Source organism: Pseudomonas sp. OF001 (assembly GCF_904426495.1).
In the GTDB taxonomy this organism is placed as follows: Bacteria; Pseudomonadota; Gammaproteobacteria; order Pseudomonadales; family Pseudomonadaceae; genus Geopseudomonas.
In genome coordinates this window covers 240,904-256,213 of record NZ_CAJGBM010000001.1, presented here as the reverse complement: position 1 = coordinate 256,213, position 15,310 = coordinate 240,904, and the positions used below count along the sequence as shown (strand labels likewise).

Genomic DNA, 15,310 nt, shown 5'->3' with positions numbered 1-15,310 from the left:
TCCCTAGATCGATTCAGGTTCAGGCTTGCGCCAGGCAAGCCGCGAGATGCGCGCTCAGCGCATCCCAGGCAATGGTTTGCTGGGCGGCATCGCCGCGCAGCGGCTTGAGGCCGACCACCTGCTGGTTCAGCTCGTCCTCGCCGAGGATCAGGGCGAACAGCGCACCGCTCTTGTCGGCCTTCTTCAGCTGGCTCTTGAAGCTGCCGGCGCCGGCGTTGACCACCAGGCGCAGGCCCGGCACGGCGTCGCGCAGCTGCTCGGAGAGCTTCAGCGCGGCCAGTTCGGCGGCCTCGCCGAAGGCGGCCAGGTAGACGTCGACCTGGCGGGCCAGTTCGGCCGGCACCTTGTCGAGGGTCTCGATCAGCAGCACCAGGCGCTCGACGCCCATGGCGAAGCCCACCGCCGGGGTCGGCTTGCCGCCGAGCTGCTCGACCAGGCCGTCGTAGCGGCCGCCGGCGCACACGGTGCCCTGGGCGCCGAGCTTGTCGGTGGTCCACTCGAACACGGTCTTGCCGTAGTAGTCGAGGCCGCGCACCAGCTTGGGATTGAGCACGTAGGGGATGCCGGCGGCGTCCAGACGCGCCTTCAGGCCCGCGAAGTGCACGCGCGACTCCTCGGACAGGTAGTCGGCCAGCTTGGGGGCGTCGACCAGCAGCGCCTGGGTATCCGGATTCTTGCTGTCGAGGATGCGCAGCGGGTTGCTGGCCAGGCGACGCTGACTGTCCTCGTCGAGCTGCTCGAAGCGCGCCGACAGGTATTCGACCAGCGCCTCGCGGTAGCGCGCGCGGTCGTCGCTGCTGCCCAGGCTGTTGAGCTCCAGCTGCACCGCGTCGCGGATGCCCAGCACGCCCCACAGGCGCCAGGTCAGCACGATCAGCTCGGCGTCGACGTCCGGGCCGTCGAAGTTGAACAGCTCCACGCCGATCTGGTGGAACTGGCGGTAGCGGCCTTTCTGCGGGCGCTCGTGGCGGAACATCGGGCCGATGTACCACAGCTTCTGCGGCTGGCCGCCGCCGATCAGGCCGTGCTCCTGCACCGCGCGCACGCAGGAGGCGGTGCCTTCCGGGCGCAGGGTCAGCGAGTCGCCGTTGCGGTCCTCGAAGGTGTACATCTCCTTCTCGACGATGTCGGTGACCTCGCCGATGGAGCGCTTGAACAGGTCGGTGAACTCGACGATCGGCATGCGGATCTGCCGGTAGCCGTAGCCGTCGAGCAGGCCGGCGACGCTGTTCTCGAGATGGCGCCAGAGCGGGGTCTGCTCCGGCAGGATGTCGTTCATGCCACGGATGGCCTGGATGTTCTTGCTCACGGAAATTCCTTAGCTGCGGGCGATCAGGCTGGCGTCGGCCGCAGCCTTCTCCGCCGCCTTCTGGCGGATCAGCTTCTCCAGCTCGTCGACCAGGTTGTCGTTGTCCAGCTTGTGCGCCGGCTTGCCGTCGATGTAGACCAGGTTCGGGGTGCCGCCGGTGAGGCCGACGTGGGCCTCCTTGGCCTCGCCCGGGCCGTTGACCACGCAGCCGATCACCGCCACGTCGAGCGGCACCAGCAGGTCCTCGACGCGCTGCTCCAGCTCGTTCATGGTCTTGACCACGTCGAAGTTCTGCCGCGAGCAGCTCGGGCAGGCGATGAAGTTGATGCCGCGCGAACGCAGGTGCAGCGACTTGAGGATGTCGAAGCCGACCTTGATCTCCTCGACCGGATCGGCGGCCAGCGACACGCGGATGGTGTCGCCGATGCCCTCGGCGAGCAGCATGCCCAGGCCCACCGCCGACTTGACGGTGCCCGAGCGCAGGCCGCCGGCCTCGGTGATGCCCAGGTGCAGCGGCTGCTCGATCTGCCCGGCGAGCAGGCGGTAGGCACCGACCGCCATGAACACGTCGGAGGCCTTGACGCTGACCTTGAAGTCCTGGAAGTCCAGACGGTCGAGATGGTCGACATGGCGCAGCGCCGACTCGACCAGCGCCTCGGGAGTCGGCTCGCCGTACTTCTTCTGCAGGTCCTTCTCCAGCGAACCGGCGTTGACGCCGATGCGGATCGGGATGCCCTTGTCGCGGGCGGCATCGACCACCGCGCGCACGCGGTCCTCGCGGCCGATGTTGCCCGGGTTGATGCGCAGGCAGTCGACGCCCAGCTCGGCGACGCGCAGGGCGATCCGGTAGTCGAAGTGGATGTCGGCGACCAGCGGCACGCGGACCTGCTGCTTGATGCGGCCGAAGGCCTCGGCGGCGTCCATGTCCGGCACCGAGACGCGCACGATGTCGGCGCCGGCGTCTTCCAGGCGACGGATCTGCGCCACGGTGGCGGCGACGTCGCAGGTGTCGGTGTTGGTCATGCTCTGCACCGAGATCGGCGCATCGCCGCCGACCAGTACCGAGCCGACGCGGATCTGCCGCGACTTGCGGCGCACAATCGGGGAATGGCAGTGCATGTTACTGTCCCAGCTTGATGCGGGCGGTGCCGCTGGCGGTCATGTTCTTGCGGTGCTCGACCGGCTCGCCGTTGTAGCGCACCTGGGCGACCCGGGCATTGCCCAGGCGCAGTTCGAGCGGCGCCTTGCCGGCCAGCTGCAGGCTGTCGCCGGCGCGCTTGACGGTGCTGACCAGCACCCGGCCGTTGGCGTCGGTGACCTGGGTCCAGCAGTCGGCGCTGAAGCTGAGCTGCACCAGGCCCTCGCCGGCAGCGACCTGCGGCGCAGGCGCCGCGGGCTCGGCCGCGGTCGGGGCCTCGGCAGCCGGCGCGACGGCCGGCTGGGCCGCGGGCAGCGCAGGGGCAGCCGGCGCGCTCGCCGCAGCGGCAATCGGGGTCTGAGCCACGACCGGGGCGGCGTCCTGGGCGGCTGAAGCGCTTGCCGCGGCCGGGACCGGCGCAGTAGTCGTCAGGGCCGCAGGCGCCTCGCCGGCCGGAGCCGGGACAGCCGGATCGGCGGGCGCCGGGTCGCCGCCGGCCTCGGCCGGGATCGGCGCCAGCGTCGGCTCGCCCTGCAGGGCCTCGGCCACCGCCTGGTCTTCGGGTTCGTCGAGCGGGTGCAGCTCGGTGGTGCCGTCGGCGCTCTCCACCTCGATGTGCTTGAGGCCGAGCGCGCCGAGGTCGGCCAGACGCTCCGGACGCTCCTGCCACCAGAAGTAGCCGAGCACCAGCAGCAGCAGCAGCAGCACGGCGCTGGCCAGGCGCAGCACGGTGCGCGACAGGCGCAGCGGCTCGGGCACATGGCCGAGGCTGTGCACGGTGCTGCCGGTGGCGTCGGTGCCGGTGTAGTGGTCGAAGATGCCGACCAGTTCGGCCTGGTCGAGGCCGAGCAGTTTGGCATAGGCCCGCACGTAGCCACGGGCGAAGGTGTGCCCGGGCAGGCGGTCGAACTCGCCGGCTTCCAGCTGGGCCAGGGAATGAGCGGTCAGGTTGAGCTGGGCGGCCACCTCGGCCAGCTGCCAGCCCTTCTCCTCCCGCGCCTGGCGGAGGATTTCGCCAGGATTGCTGCGCGAGGACGCGCCCACCGCTTCGATGTGCGACATGGTCATTGTTGCTCCGCGAGATATTGCCGGTATTCAGCGGTGCCCGGGTACAGGCGACGCAGCTGCATGGCGTAGTTGGAAGCGCGGTCGCGATCCTCGAAGACCTTGGCCAGGCGGATGCCGAGCAGCAGGCTGCGGGCGTCCTGCGGCCCCTTGAGGGCCAGGTAGCGCTCGTAGTAGCCGCGCGCCGGCACGTACTGGCGGTCCTCGAACGACAGCTGGGCCATCTCCAGCAGCACGCGCGGCTGGTTGCGGTTCAGGCGCAGCGACTTCTCGAAGTGCTGCAACGCCTGCGGGCGCTGGCCGAGCCGCAGCGAGGTCAGGCCGAGGTTCTCGTAGACCCGCGAGCGCTCCGGATAGAGGTTGTCCTCCGCGGCCTCCTGGAAGCGCGCGTAGGCGTCCTGGTAGCGCTGCTGCTCGAACAGGAAGCTGCCGTAATTGTTGAGGATGCGCGCATCGCGGCGCGCCGACAGCGCCTTGCGGTAATGCTCGTCGGCCAGCGTGGGCTCCATCTCGGTCTGGAACACCAGGGCCAGCGCGGCGTGGGCGTCGGCATTGGAGGCGTCCAGCTCCAGCGCCTGCTTGAGCGGCACCTTGGCCTGCTCGGTATTGCCCTTCTGCAGGTAGCCGATGCCCAGCTTGACATAGGCATCGCGCGCCGCCTCACGACCCTCGGCGGTCTTCAGCGGGTCCTGATGCCCCGTCGACACGCAGGCGGTCAGCAGGCCGCCGAGCAGCAGGACCATCGTGGTACGCAACAGCATCATGCACGAACTCCCTCGTCAGTTTCCCGGTGCGACGGAACGGGGCTGGTCGCCTTCGCTCTCCAGCTGGCGCACCGCGATGTAGCGCTCGCTGCGCCGGGTGCGATCCTGCACCTGGCCGACCAGCTGACCGCAGGCAGCATCGATGTCGTCGCCGCGGGTGGTGCGCACGGTGACGTTGTGCCCGGCGTGGTGCAGCAGGTCCTGGAAGCGGCGGATGGCATTGTTGCTCGGCCGCTCGTAACCGGAATGGGGGAACGGATTAAACGGAATCAGGTTGATCTTGCAAGGAAAATCCTTGAGCAGCGCGATCATCTGCGCCGCATGCTCGGGCTGGTCGTTGACGTCCTTGAGCAGGGTGTACTCGACGGTGAGCACGCGCTTCTCGCCGAGGCCGGAGATGTAGCGCTTGCAGGCGTCCAGCACCACGGCCAGCGGGTACTTCTTGTTGATCGGCACCAGCTGGTTGCGCAGCTCGTCGTTGGGCGCGTGCAGCGACAGCGCCAGGGACACGTCGATCACCTTGGCCAGCTCGTCGATCATCGGCGCGACGCCCGAGGTGGACAGGGTCACCTTGCGCTTGGAGATGCCGTAGCCGAGGTCGTCCATCATGATCTGCATGGCGGCGACCGCGTTGTCGAAGTTCAGCAGCGGCTCGCCCATACCCATCATCACCACGTTGGTGATGGCGCGGTCGATCTTGGCCGGCACGGTGCCGAACGACTTGTTGGCGATCCACACCTGGCCGATGATCTCGGCGCTGGTCAGGTCGCTGTTGAAACCCTGCTTGCCGGTCGAGCAGAAGCTGCAGTCCAGCGCGCAGCCGGCCTGCGAGGACACGCACAGGGTGCCGCGGCCGCCCTGCGGGATGTACACGGTCTCGACGCAACTGCCGGACGCCACGCGCACCACCCACTTGCGGGTGCCGTCGCTGGAGATGTCCTCGCTGACGATCTCGGGACCGCGGATCTCGGCACAGGCCTTGAGCTTTTCGCGCAGGGCCTTGCCGAGATTGGTCATGGCGTCGAAGTCTTCGGCGCCAAAGTGGTGAATCCATTTCATCACCTGGCCGGCCCGGAAGCGCTTCTCGCCGATGGACTCGAAGAACCGTTCCAGCTGCGGCTGGGTCAGCCCCAGCAGGTTAACCTTGCCAGTCGTTGCAGTCATGGATTCACCCTCACCGTTCCGCGCTTAGCGGATGCGGTTGCACAGCTCGGTAGCGGAGAAGAAGTAGGCGATCTCGCGGGCAGCGGAGGCCTCGGAGTCGGAACCGTGCACGGCGTTCTCGTCGATGGAGACGGCGAAGTCGGCGCGGATGGTGCCGGCAGCGGCTTCCTTCGGGTTGGTGGCGCCCATCAGCTCGCGGTTCTTGGCGACGGCGTTCTCGCCTTCCAGCACCTGGACGATGACCGGACCGGAGGTCATGAAGGCGACCAGATCCTTGAAGAAGCCGCGCTCGCTGTGCTCGGCGTAGAAGCCGGCGGCTTCGCGCTCGGACAGCTGGACCATCTTGGAAGCGACGACGCGCAGGCCGGCCTTCTCGAAACGGGTGGTGATTTCGCCGATCACGTTCTTGGCGACGGCATCGGGCTTGATGATGGAGAAGGTGCGTTGCAGGGCCATGGAATAACTCCGGAAGGCAGGGTTGACGGTTAAACCGGAGCGCGCCGCCATCGGCAGGCGAGGCAGCGCGCAGGAAGTCCGATAAACGAAACCCGCGGATTATACGCGGGTTGCTGTGAAATGCGTACCGGCGCGCCGGGTGGTGCCCCTGCGCGGGGGCAGCGGTGGAAAATCGCGGTGCGCGTTTTCCACCCTGCCGCCTGGAGCCCGGCGCTTACTCGGCCTCTTCGATCCAGGCCGCCTGGATGGCCTCCAGCACCTTCTCGCCGCCGCGCAGGGGATCGTCGGCGAACTCCGGCAGGGCCATCACCCAGCTGTGCAGGTCGACGAAGTTGACGTAGCGCGGATCGACCTCCGGCTTGCTGTCGGCCAGCTGGATGGCGATCTCCAGCACATCGGTCCATTTCAGGCTCATGGGGCGGCTCCGCAGTCAGTGGCTCTCGTTGACCTGGTTGATGGTGTACTTGGGAATCTCCACCACCAGATCCTCCTTGCCGACCCGCGCCTGGCAGGACAGCCGCGACTCAGGCTCCAACCCCCAGGCCTTGTCGAGCATGTCGTCCTCCAGTTCGTCGGACGGCTCCAGCGAATTGAAGCCCTCGCGCACGATCACGTGGCAGGTGGTGCAGGCGCAGGACATCTCGCAGGCGTGCACGATGTCGATGTCGTTGCGCAGCGCGGCCTCGATGATGGTCTCGCCGGTCTTGGCCTCGACCACCGCGCCCTCCGGGCAATGCTCGGCGTTGGGCAGAAAGACGATCTGCGGCATGGCTTATTCCTCGATTTCGTTGAGCTGGCGACCGGCCAGGGCGGCCTTGACGCTGGCGTCCATGCGCCGGGCGGCGAAGGCGTCGGTGACCTGGGACAGGCGGCGCACCTGGCGCTCGATGGCAGCGGTATCGCTGCTGGCTGCCAGTTCGCGCAGGACCTGCATTTCGTGGTCAATCATGGTGCGCTCGTCGGCCTCCAGCAGGCGCTCGCCGTCGGCGGCCAGCGCCGCCTGCACGGCCTCGAGCAGGCGCTCGGCCTCGACCTGCTGCTCGCGCAGGGCGCGGGCGGCCTTGTCTTCGCCGGCGTGGGCGAAGGAGTCCTGCAGCATGCGGGCGATCTCGGTGTCGCTGAGACCGTAGGACGGCTTGACCTGGATGCTCGCCTCGACGCCGGAGCTCAGCTCGCGGGCGGATACGCTGAGCAGGCCGTCGGCGTCGACCTGGAAGGTCACGCGGATCTTCGCCGCGCCGGCGACCATCGGCGGGATGCCGCGCAGCTCGAAGCGCGCCAGCGAACGGCAGTCGCTGACCAGCTCGCGCTCGCCCTGCAACACATGGATCATCATGGCCGTCTGGCCATCCTTGTAGGTGGTGAACTCCTGGCCGCGCGCCACCGGGATGGTGGTGTTGCGCGCGATCACCTTCTCCATCAGCCCGCCCATGGTCTCCAGACCCAGCGACAGCGGGATGACGTCGAGCAGCAGCAGTTCCTCGCCCTGCTTGTTGCCAGCCAGGGTGTCGGCCTGGATGGCGGCGCCGATGGCCACCACCTCGTCGGGGTCGATGTCGGTCAGCGGGGTGCGGCCGAACAGCTCGCCCACCGCCTCGCGCACGCGCGGCACGCGGGTCGAGCCGCCGACCATGACCACCGCCTCGACCTCGTCCAGCTCGATGCCGGCGTCGCGCACCGCGCGGCGGCAGGCCTTGAGGCTGCGCGCCAGCAGCGGCTCGATCAGCGCGTCGAACTGCGCGCGGCTCAGCGTGCCGGACCAGTCGCCGTGACTGACGGTCACTTCCCCGGCATCGGTCAGCGCTTCCTTGGCGGCGCAGGCGACCTGCAGCAGGTGGCGCTGGGCGCCCGGATCGAGGTCGGCGGACAGCCCGGCCTGCTCGATGATCCAGCCGGCGATGGCGTGGTCGAAGTCGTCGCCGCCGAGGGCGCTGTCGCCGCCGGTGGCCAGCACCTCGAACACGCCGCGGGTCAGGCGCAGGATGGAGATGTCGAAGGTGCCGCCACCCAGGTCGTAGATGGCGATCACGCCCTCGGCGCCCTTGTCCAGGCCGTAGGCCACCGCCGCGGCGGTCGGCTCGTTGAGCAGGCGCAGCACGTTGAGGCCGGCCAGGCGCGCGGCGTCTTTGGTGGCCTGGCGCTGGGCGTCGTCGAAGTAGGCCGGCACGGTGATCACCGCGCCGACCAGCTCGCCGCCGAGGGTGGCCTCGGCGCGCTCGCGCAGGGCGCGCAGGATGTCGGCGGAGACCTCCACCGGGCTCTTTGGCCCCTGCACGGTGTCGATGAACGGCATCTGCGAGTCGCCGGCGACGAAGCGGTAGGGCAACTGCTGGCCGAGCTGCTTGACGTCGGCCAGGCCGCGCCCCATCAGGCGCTTGACCGAGATGACGCTGTTCAGCGGATCGCCGGCGGCGGCAGCGACGGCGGCATGGCCGACCTCGATGCCTTCGGCCAGGTAGCGCACCGCGGAAGGCAGGATGACCCGCCCCTGCGCATCCGGCAGCGGTGCGGTACGGCCGCTGCGCACGGCAGCGACCAGGGAATTGGTGGTGCCGAGGTCGATGCCCACCGCCAGGCGACGCTGGTGCGGCTGGGGGCTCTGTCCCGGTTCGGCAATCTGCAGTAGGGCCATGGTCTTCGCGTTATCAGGCACCTCCCTCGCAGGAGGCGCGGGTTAATCGTCGAGGCGCTCTTCCAGCTCGCGGACCTCGAGGGCCAGCTTGTCGAGGAACTGCATGCGGCGCATCAGGCGCTCGGCCTGCTCGCGTTCGGCGGGATCGTCCCAGCAGGCGGTGAAGCCCTGTTCCAGCTCGGCCTGGGCAGCCTTGAGACGGCGCTTGAAGGCGGCCACCCCGGCCAGGTCGGCGCTGTCCTGCAGCTCCTCCAGCTCCTCGCGCAGCTGCATCTGCTGCAGGAGGAACGCCGGATCCTGCACGGTGGCCTCCAGCGGCACCTGTTCGCCGCGCAGGCCGAGCAGGTAGCGGGCGCGCCGGCTCGGGCTCTTCAGCGTCTGGTAGGCGTCGTTGAGCTGCGCGGCACGCTCCAGCGCCTGGCGCTGTTCGCGCGCCGGAGCATCGGCGAAGCGGTCCGGATGGGTCTCGCGGGCCAGCTCGCGGTAGCGCACCGCGAGCTGGTCGAGATCGAGGACGAAGGCCGGCTGCAGGTCGAACAGGGCGAAGTGGCAGGTGCTCACGGCAGGCCTCAGACGTTGAAGCTTTCGCCGCAGCCGCACTCGCTGCGCACGTTGGGGTTGTTGAACTTGAAGCCTTCGTTCAGCCCCTCGCGGGTGAAGTCGAGTTCGGTGCCGTCCAGGTAGGACAGGCTCTTCGGGTCGATGAACACCTTGACCCCGAAGCTCTCGAACACCAGGTCCTCGGATGCCTGCTCATCGACGAACTCCAGCACGTAGGCCAGACCGGAGCAGCCGGTGGTGCGCACCCCGAGACGGATGCCCTCACCCTTGCCCCGCCCTTCCAGCGAGCGGCGAACGTGTTGTGCGGCGGCTTCGGTCATGCTGATGGCCATGGACGTGCTCCTCAGATCAGGCCTTTCTTCTGCTTGTAGTCACGCACGGCCGCCTTGATGGCGTCCTCGGCGAGCACCGAGCAGTGGATCTTCACCGGCGGCAGGGCCAGTTCCTCGGCCAGCTGGGTGTTCTTGATGCTTTCGGCCTCGTCCAGGGTCTTGCCCTTCATCCACTCGGTGGCCAGGGAGCTGGAGGCGATCGCCGAGCCGCAGCCGTAGGTCTTGAACTTGGCGTCCTCGATGACGCCCTCGTCGTTGACCTTGATCTGCAGGCGCATCACGTCGCCGCAGGCCGGGGCGCCGACCATGCCGGTGCCGACGTCCGGGTCTTCCGCGTCCATCTTGCCGACGTTGCGCGGGTTTTCGTAGTGGTCGATGACCTTGTCGCTGTATGCCATGGCGGTATTCCTCGCTGAATCGGTACGGCGTCAGTGCGCCTGCCACTCGACCTTGGACAGGTCGACGCCTTCTTTGAACATGTCCCACAGCGGCGACAGCTCGCGCAGCTTGGTCACCGCCTCGCGCACCTTGGCGGCGGCGTAGTCGACTTCCGCCTCGGTGGTGAAGCGGCCGAAGGTGAAGCGGATCGAGCTGTGCGCCAGTTCGTCGTTGCGGCCCAGGGCGCGCAGCACGTAGGACGGCTCCAGGGAGGCCGAGGTGCAGGCCGAGCCGGAGGACACGGCGAGGTCCTTGAGCGCCATGATCAGCGACTCGCCCTCGACGTAGTTGAAGCTCAGGTTGAGGTTGTGCGGCACGCGCTGCTCGCGGCAGCCGTTCAGATAGACCTCTTCCATGCCTTCCAGGTGGGCCAGGAAACGCTCGGCCAGCGCCTTGATGCGCCCGTTCTCGGCGGCCATCTCTTCCTTGGCGATGCGGAAGGCCTCGCCCATGCCGACGATCTGGTGGGTGGCCAGGGTGCCCGAGCGCATGCCGCGCTCGTGACCGCCGCCGTGCATCTGCGCCTCGAGGCGCACGCGCGGCTTGCGGCGCACGTAGAGCGCGCCGATGCCCTTGGGACCGTAGGTCTTGTGCGCGGAGAAGGACATCAGGTCGACCTTCATCGCTTCCAGGTCGATCGCCACCTTGCCGGTGGACTGCGCCGCGTCGACGTGGAACAGAATGCCGCGGGCGCGGGTCAGCTCGCCGATGGCGGCGATGTCGTTGATCGTGCCGATCTCGTTGTTGACGTGCATCACCGAGACCAGGATGGTGTCGTCGCGCAGCGCCGCCTCGACCATCGCCGGGGTGATGATGCCGTCCTCGCCCGGCTCCAGGTAGGTGACCTCGAAGCCTTCGCGCTCCAGCTGGCGGGTGGTGTCCAGCACCGCCTTGTGCTCGATCTTCGAGGTGACGATGTGCTTGCCCTTGCTGGCGTAGAAGTGCGCGACGCCCTTGATCGCCAGGTTGTCGGACTCGGTGGCGCCGGAGGTCCAGACGATCTCGCGCGGGTCGGCGTTGACCAGTTCGGCCACCTGGCGGCGGGCGTTCTCCACCGCCTCCTCGGCCTTCCAGCCGAACAGGTGCGAGCGCGAGGCCGGGTTGCCGAAGTTGCCGTCCATGGTCAGGCACTCGCACAGCTTCTGCGCCACGCGCGGATCGGCCGGCGTGGTCGCGGAATAATCCAGGTAGATCGGCAATTTCATCAGGTCTCTCCTGTCAGGCTGGCAACCGCGGCATCAGTCGATGGCGGACGCTTCGATCTTTTCAAGCGGGCTGGACGGCATCCCCTTGCCTTGCTGGCAACGCTGATCCTGGCGCTGCGCGACGCTCTGCACTTCCTGGTTGCGCACCAGGTCGGCCAGGCTGATGCCGCTGAGGAATTCGTGGATCCGGTCGCTCAGGCCGCACCACAGGTGGTGGGTCAGGCAGGTATCGCCTTCGTGGCAGCCGCCGAGCCCCTGGCAGCGGGTGGCGTCGACCGACTCGTTGACGGCGTCGATGACCTGGGCCACGTCGATGCTGGCCATGTCGCGCGACAGCTGATAGCCGCCGCCCGGGCCGCGCACGCTGGTGACCAGACTGCCGCGCCGCAGCTTGGCGAACAGCTGTTCGAGATAGGACAGGGAAATCCCCTGGCGCTCGGAAATGTCGGCGAGGGACACCGGCCCGTTCTGCGCATGCAGCGCGAGATCGAGCATGGCTGTCACGGCGTAACGGCCCTTGGTGGTCAGTCGCATGGGCTTGCACCACGATGATTCGGAAAGTGCGCAGAGTATGCAGTTTTCCGAGCAAAGCAGTCAACTAAAAGACCGAGCGTTTCAGTCGGAATAGCCTGACCGCATAGCGGAGCCGGGGATCTTATAGCAGTTCCCCGGCCCGCGCACCTCAATCGTGCGCCCGCGGCGGCGCCGGCTCGGCCTGGCCGGCGGCATCGACGGCCGCCGGCTTGACCCCGGCGAAGTCCTCGTCGCGCAGCGCCGGCAGCTCCTTGGCGCAGTAGTCGCTGCCCAGCGCGGTGAGCGCCTTGCACATGCCTTCCAGGCGCCCATCGACCGCCTGCAGGTGATCGAGCAGCTGGCCGATGGCGCGCGCCACCGGATCGGGCATGTCCTCGCTGACGCCGTAGGCGTCGAAGCCGATCTTCTCGGCCATCGCCTTGCGCCGCGCTTCCTGCTCGTCGTCGGTCTTGACGATGATCCGTCCGGGAATGCCCACCGCGGTGGCGCCCGCCGGCACGGCGCGAGTGACCACCGCATTGGAGCCGATCTTGGCGCCGGCGCCGACGGTGAACGGACCGAGGATCTTCGCCCCGGCGCCGACGATCACGCCGTCCTCCAGGGTCGGATGGCGCTTGCCCTTGTTCCAGCTGGTGCCGCCCAGGGTCACGCCATGGTAGAGGGTGACGTCGTCGCCGATCTCGGCGGTCTCGCCGATGACGATGCCCATGCCGTGATCGATGAAGAAGCGCCGGCCGATCCGCGCCCCCGGATGGATCTCGATGCCGGTCAGCCAGCGGCTGAGGTGCGAGACGAAGCGCGCCAGCAGCTTCCAGTCGGCGCTCCACAGCCAGTGCGCCACGCGATGCAGCCAGATGGCGTGCAGGCCGGGGTAGCAGACCAGCACCTCGAGGGTGTTTCGTGCCGCCGGGTCGCGATGGAACACGCTCTGGATGTCTTCTCGCATGCGCTCGAACATCAGTCATTTCTCCGCTTGAGCAGCTCGCCGCGGGCCGCCTTCTGGGTTTCGGTGAGGATACCGCGCAGGATGTTCATTTCCAGCTTGCTGATGCCGGCCCGGCCGTACAGGCGCCGCAGGCGCGCCATCAGGTGACGCGGCTTCTCGGGATCGAGGAAGTCGATCGCCACCAGGGTCTCCTCGAGGTGCCTATAGTACAGCTCCAGCTCGTCGGCGGTGACCGGCACCGCATCGAGCATGGCGGTGGTCTCCAGCTTCTCCACCTTGGTCGGCCGCCCCTGGCGGGCCAGCCAGTCCATGCGCACCTCGTAGGCCAGCACCTGCACCGCGGTGGCCAGGTTCAGCGAACTGAACTCGGGATTGGAGGGGATGTGCACGTGGTACTGGCAGCGCTGCAGCTCCTCGTTGGTCAGCCCGGCGTACTCGCGGCCGAACACCAGCGCCACCTCGCCGCCCAGCTCGACGTGCTCGAGGCTCTTCTGCGCGCACTCGCGCGGATCGAGCAGCGGCCAGGGAATGCGCCGGTCGCGCGCGCTGGTGCCGAGCACCAGGCTGCAGCCGGCCAGCGCCTGCTCCAGCGTGTCGACCACCACCGCCGCCTCGAGGATGTCGGTGGCGCCGGAGGCCCGTGCGTTGGCCTCGCCGCTGGGAAATTCCTCGGGCTGCACCAGCACCAGTTTCGACAGCCCCATGTTCTTCATGGCCCGCGCCGTCCCGCCGATGTTGCCCGGATGGCTGGTATTGACCAGCACCACGCGAATCCTGTCGAGCACGCTCGCTCTCCCACCATGAACCTGAAAAGGAGCCGAATCTTACCCAAGCGTCGCCGCCGGCGCCACGCGCCCTTCATGGCGAGGGCTTTTCTGCTAGAATGGCCGGCTTTCTTTAACAGCCCAGGTGACCCCTCCATGCAGCCCATGCTGAATATCGCGCTGCGCGCGGCCCGCAGTGCCGGCGAACTCATCTTCCGCTCGATCGAACGCCTGGATGCACTCTCGGTCAACGAGAAGGACGCCAAGGACTACGTGACCGAGGTCGACCGCGCGGCCGAGCAGACCATCATCAGCGTGCTGCGCAAGGCCTACCCCAACCACGGCATCCTCGCCGAGGAAAGCGGGCTGCAGCCGGGCCAGGGCGACGGCGCCGACTACCTGTGGGTCATCGACCCGCTGGACGGCACCACCAACTTCATCCACGGCCTGCCGCACTTCGCGGTGAGCATCGCCTGCAAGTACCGCGGCCGCGTCGAGCACGCCGTGGTCCTCGACCCGGTGCGCCAGGAGGAGTTCACCGCCAGCCGCGGCCGCGGCGCGGCGCTCAACGGCCGGCGCATCCGCGTCAGCAACCGCAAGGGCCTGGAAGGCGCCCTGCTCGGCACCGGCTTCCCGTTCCGCGACAGCCAGCTCGACCACCTGGACAGCTATCTGGGCATGTTCCGCAGCCTGGTCGGCCAGACCGCCGGCATCCGCCGCGCCGGCGCCGCCAGCCTGGACCTGGCCTACGTCGCCGCCGGGCGCTTCGACGCCTTCTGGGAGTTCGGCCTGTCCGAGTGGGACATGGCGGCCGGCGCCCTGCTGGTGCAGGAAGCCGGCGGCCTGACCAGCGACTTCACCGGCGGCCACGAGTTCCTCGACAAGGGCCACATCGTCGCCGGCAACACCAAATGCTTCAAGGCCGTGCTGACCGCCATCCAGCCGCACCTGCCGCCGGCGCTCAAGCGCTGAGAGCGCTGCGCCAGAAGAACCCGGCCCTGGTGCCGGGTTTTTTATCGCCGACAGAAAGCCGGACATGAAAAAAGCGCCCAAGGGCGCTTTTTTCATGGGCGAGGCGCAGCTTACGGCCGCTCGTCGACCGCGTCCTCGACCACCGGCGGGATCAGGTCCTCGCGGGTCAGCTTCAGCCAGATCAGGCAGATGCTGGCGATGTACACGGAGGAGTAGGTACCCGCGCCCACGCCGATCAGCAGCGCCAGGGAGAAACCCCACAGGTTCTCGCCGCCGAACACCATCAGCGCCACCACTGCCAGCAGGGTCGAGATCGAGGTGGCCAGGGTGCGCAGCAGGGTCTGCGTGGTGGAGATGTTGATGTTGTCGATCAGTTCGGTCTTGCGCAGCAGGCGGAAGTTCTCGCGGATGCGGTCGAACACCACGATGGTGTCGTTCAGCGAGTAGCCGATGATCGCCAGCACCGCCGCCAGTACGGTCAGGTCGAAGGGGATCTCGAAGAAGCTGAACACCCCAAGGGTGACGATCACGTCGTGGATCAGCGAGACGATGGCGCCGAAGCCGAACTTCCACTGGAAGCGGAAGGCCACGTAGACCAGGATGCCGCCGAGGGCCAGCAGCATGCCCAGGCCACCCTGGTCGCGCAGCTCCTCGCCCACCTGCGGGCCGACGAACTCGACGCGCTTGAGGGTGAAAGGCGTATCGGCACTGACCTTGCGCAGGCCTTCCGCCAGCTGGTTGCCCAGCAGCGGATCATCGCCCTGCAGGCGCACCAGCACGTCGGTGGTGGCGCCGAAGCTCTGCACCACCGCATCCGGATAGCCGGCCTCGCGCAGCTGGCCACGTACCTTGTCGAGCTGCGCCGGCTGCTCGTAGGCCAGCTCGACCAGGGTGCCGCCGGTAAAGTCGAGGCCGAAGTTCAGCCCCTTGATCGCCAGACTGGCCAGCGAGCCCAGGGTCAGCAGCACGGTCAGCGCGAAGGCGACCTGCCGGATGCCCATGAAGTTGATCACACGTTGCATTCAGGCAG

The 15,310-nt window shown here is 68.2% G+C and carries 18 protein-coding genes; 1 reads left to right on the top strand and 17 read right to left on the bottom strand.

Annotated features, from left to right (window positions below; genetic code table 11):
* Positions 1-19 precede the first annotated feature (19 nt).
* The 16 genes from hisS to trmJ all read right to left on the bottom strand — a co-directional run bounded on the left by hisS (position 20) and on the right by trmJ (position 13,329).
* Positions 20-1,309 carry a histidine--tRNA ligase gene (gene hisS / locus RA210_RS01110; RefSeq protein ID WP_136491492.1) on the bottom strand — a complete coding sequence of 430 codons (1,290 nt, stop codon included), beginning with the start codon at positions 1,307-1,309 and terminating at the stop codon, positions 20-22.
* Between the two features lie 9 nt (positions 1,310-1,318).
* Positions 1,319-2,428 (bottom strand): flavodoxin-dependent (E)-4-hydroxy-3-methylbut-2-enyl-diphosphate synthase, encoded by a 1,110-nt coding sequence (gene ispG, locus RA210_RS01105; RefSeq protein ID WP_136491493.1) that lies wholly within the window; start codon positions 2,426-2,428, stop codon positions 1,319-1,321.
* Position 2,429: 1 nt separating this feature from the next.
* A complete protein-coding gene (locus RA210_RS01100; protein WP_201485129.1) occupies positions 2,430-3,515 on the bottom strand; it encodes a helix-turn-helix domain-containing protein in 1,086 nt (361 codons plus the stop codon).
* On the bottom strand, positions 3,512-4,273 hold the full coding sequence (pilW, locus tag RA210_RS01095) for a type IV pilus biogenesis/stability protein PilW (protein WP_136490941.1): 762 nt from the start codon (positions 4,271-4,273) through the stop codon (positions 3,512-3,514). Before pilW ends, RA210_RS01100 begins: the two co-directional genes overlap by 4 nt.
* Positions 4,274-4,291: 18 nt before the next feature.
* Complete coding sequence (rlmN, locus tag RA210_RS01090; protein ID WP_136490938.1) at positions 4,292-5,440, bottom strand: 23S rRNA (adenine(2503)-C(2))-methyltransferase RlmN; 1,149 nt, start codon at positions 5,438-5,440, stop codon at positions 4,292-4,294.
* A gap of 24 nt (positions 5,441-5,464) precedes the next feature.
* The gene (gene ndk, locus RA210_RS01085; RefSeq protein WP_136490937.1) at positions 5,465-5,896 is read right to left on the bottom strand and encodes a nucleoside-diphosphate kinase; all 432 of its coding nucleotides are present in this window, start codon (positions 5,894-5,896) and stop codon (positions 5,465-5,467) included.
* A 214-nt stretch (positions 5,897-6,110) separates the two neighbouring features.
* Complete coding sequence (gene iscX / locus RA210_RS01080; RefSeq protein ID WP_136490936.1) at positions 6,111-6,311, bottom strand: Fe-S cluster assembly protein IscX; 201 nt, start codon at positions 6,309-6,311, stop codon at positions 6,111-6,113.
* A 15-nt stretch (positions 6,312-6,326) separates the two neighbouring features.
* Entirely contained in the window at positions 6,327-6,665 is a 339-nt protein-coding gene (gene fdx / locus RA210_RS01075) for an ISC system 2Fe-2S type ferredoxin (RefSeq protein WP_136490935.1), read from the bottom strand.
* Positions 6,666-6,668: 3 nt separating this feature from the next.
* Entirely contained in the window at positions 6,669-8,528 is a 1,860-nt protein-coding gene (gene hscA / locus RA210_RS01070; RefSeq protein ID WP_136490934.1) for a Fe-S protein assembly chaperone HscA, read from the bottom strand.
* A 42-nt stretch (positions 8,529-8,570) separates the two neighbouring features.
* Positions 8,571-9,089 carry a co-chaperone HscB gene (hscB, locus tag RA210_RS01065; RefSeq protein WP_201485128.1) on the bottom strand — a complete coding sequence of 173 codons (519 nt, stop codon included), beginning with the start codon at positions 9,087-9,089 and terminating at the stop codon, positions 8,571-8,573.
* Positions 9,090-9,097: 8 nt separating this feature from the next.
* A complete protein-coding gene (gene iscA, locus RA210_RS01060; protein WP_136490932.1) occupies positions 9,098-9,421 on the bottom strand; it encodes an iron-sulfur cluster assembly protein IscA in 324 nt (107 codons plus the stop codon).
* An 11-nt stretch (positions 9,422-9,432) separates the two neighbouring features.
* On the bottom strand, positions 9,433-9,819 hold the full coding sequence (gene iscU, locus RA210_RS01055; protein WP_136490931.1) for a Fe-S cluster assembly scaffold IscU: 387 nt from the start codon (positions 9,817-9,819) through the stop codon (positions 9,433-9,435).
* Positions 9,820-9,849: 30 nt separating this feature from the next.
* Positions 9,850-11,064 carry an IscS subfamily cysteine desulfurase gene (locus RA210_RS01050; RefSeq protein WP_136490930.1) on the bottom strand — a complete coding sequence of 405 codons (1,215 nt, stop codon included), beginning with the start codon at positions 11,062-11,064 and terminating at the stop codon, positions 9,850-9,852.
* A gap of 33 nt (positions 11,065-11,097) precedes the next feature.
* Entirely contained in the window at positions 11,098-11,598 is a 501-nt protein-coding gene (iscR, locus tag RA210_RS01045) for a Fe-S cluster assembly transcriptional regulator IscR (RefSeq protein ID WP_201485127.1), read from the bottom strand.
* Positions 11,599-11,746: 148 nt separating this feature from the next.
* Positions 11,747-12,556 (bottom strand): serine O-acetyltransferase, encoded by an 810-nt coding sequence (gene cysE, locus RA210_RS01040; RefSeq protein WP_201485126.1) that lies wholly within the window; start codon positions 12,554-12,556, stop codon positions 11,747-11,749.
* Positions 12,556-13,329 carry a tRNA (cytosine(32)/uridine(32)-2'-O)-methyltransferase TrmJ gene (trmJ, locus tag RA210_RS01035; RefSeq protein ID WP_201485125.1) on the bottom strand — a complete coding sequence of 258 codons (774 nt, stop codon included), beginning with the start codon at positions 13,327-13,329 and terminating at the stop codon, positions 12,556-12,558. Before trmJ ends, cysE begins: the two co-directional genes overlap by 1 nt.
* Before the next feature lie 135 nt (positions 13,330-13,464).
* Between trmJ and suhB the strand changes: the two genes are divergently transcribed.
* Positions 13,465-14,280 (top strand): type III secretion system regulator SuhB, encoded by an 816-nt coding sequence (gene suhB / locus RA210_RS01030; protein ID WP_136490926.1) that lies wholly within the window; start codon positions 13,465-13,467, stop codon positions 14,278-14,280.
* 110 nt (positions 14,281-14,390) lie between these two features.
* Here the strand turns inward: suhB and secF are convergent, their stop codons facing one another.
* Positions 14,391-15,302, bottom strand: coding sequence for a protein translocase subunit SecF (secF, locus tag RA210_RS01025; RefSeq protein WP_201485124.1), 912 nt, complete (start codon positions 15,300-15,302; stop codon positions 14,391-14,393).
* Positions 15,303-15,310 lie beyond the last annotated feature (8 nt).

Coding starts and splice junctions, on each gene's coding strand:
- ispG (WP_136491493.1), bottom strand. CDS start 2,428: ATGCACTGCCATTCCCCGATTGTGCGCCGCAAGTCGCGGCAGATCCGC.
- RA210_RS01100 (WP_201485129.1), bottom strand. CDS start 3,515: ATGACCATGTCGCACATCGAAGCGGTGGGCGCGTCCTCGCGCAGCAAT.
- pilW (WP_136490941.1), bottom strand. CDS start 4,273: ATGCTGTTGCGTACCACGATGGTCCTGCTGCTCGGCGGCCTGCTGACC.
- rlmN (WP_136490938.1), bottom strand. CDS start 5,440: ATGACTGCAACGACTGGCAAGGTTAACCTGCTGGGGCTGACCCAGCCG.
- ndk (WP_136490937.1), bottom strand. CDS start 5,896: ATGGCCCTGCAACGCACCTTCTCCATCATCAAGCCCGATGCCGTCGCC.
- iscX (WP_136490936.1), bottom strand. CDS start 6,311: ATGAGCCTGAAATGGACCGATGTGCTGGAGATCGCCATCCAGCTGGCC.
- fdx (WP_136490935.1), bottom strand. CDS start 6,665: ATGCCGCAGATCGTCTTTCTGCCCAACGCCGAGCATTGCCCGGAGGGC.
- hscA (WP_136490934.1), bottom strand. CDS start 8,528: ATGGCCCTACTGCAGATTGCCGAACCGGGACAGAGCCCCCAGCCGCAC.
- iscA (WP_136490932.1), bottom strand. CDS start 9,421: ATGGCCATCAGCATGACCGAAGCCGCCGCACAACACGTTCGCCGCTCG.
- iscU (WP_136490931.1), bottom strand. CDS start 9,819: ATGGCATACAGCGACAAGGTCATCGACCACTACGAAAACCCGCGCAAC.
- RA210_RS01050 (WP_136490930.1), bottom strand. CDS start 11,064: ATGAAATTGCCGATCTACCTGGATTATTCCGCGACCACGCCGGCCGAT.
- iscR (WP_201485127.1), bottom strand. CDS start 11,598: ATGCGACTGACCACCAAGGGCCGTTACGCCGTGACAGCCATGCTCGAT.
- cysE (WP_201485126.1), bottom strand. CDS start 12,556: ATGTTCGAGCGCATGCGAGAAGACATCCAGAGCGTGTTCCATCGCGAC.
- suhB (WP_136490926.1), top strand. CDS start 13,465: ATGCAGCCCATGCTGAATATCGCGCTGCGCGCGGCCCGCAGTGCCGGC.
- secF (WP_201485124.1), bottom strand. CDS start 15,302: ATGCAACGTGTGATCAACTTCATGGGCATCCGGCAGGTCGCCTTCGCG.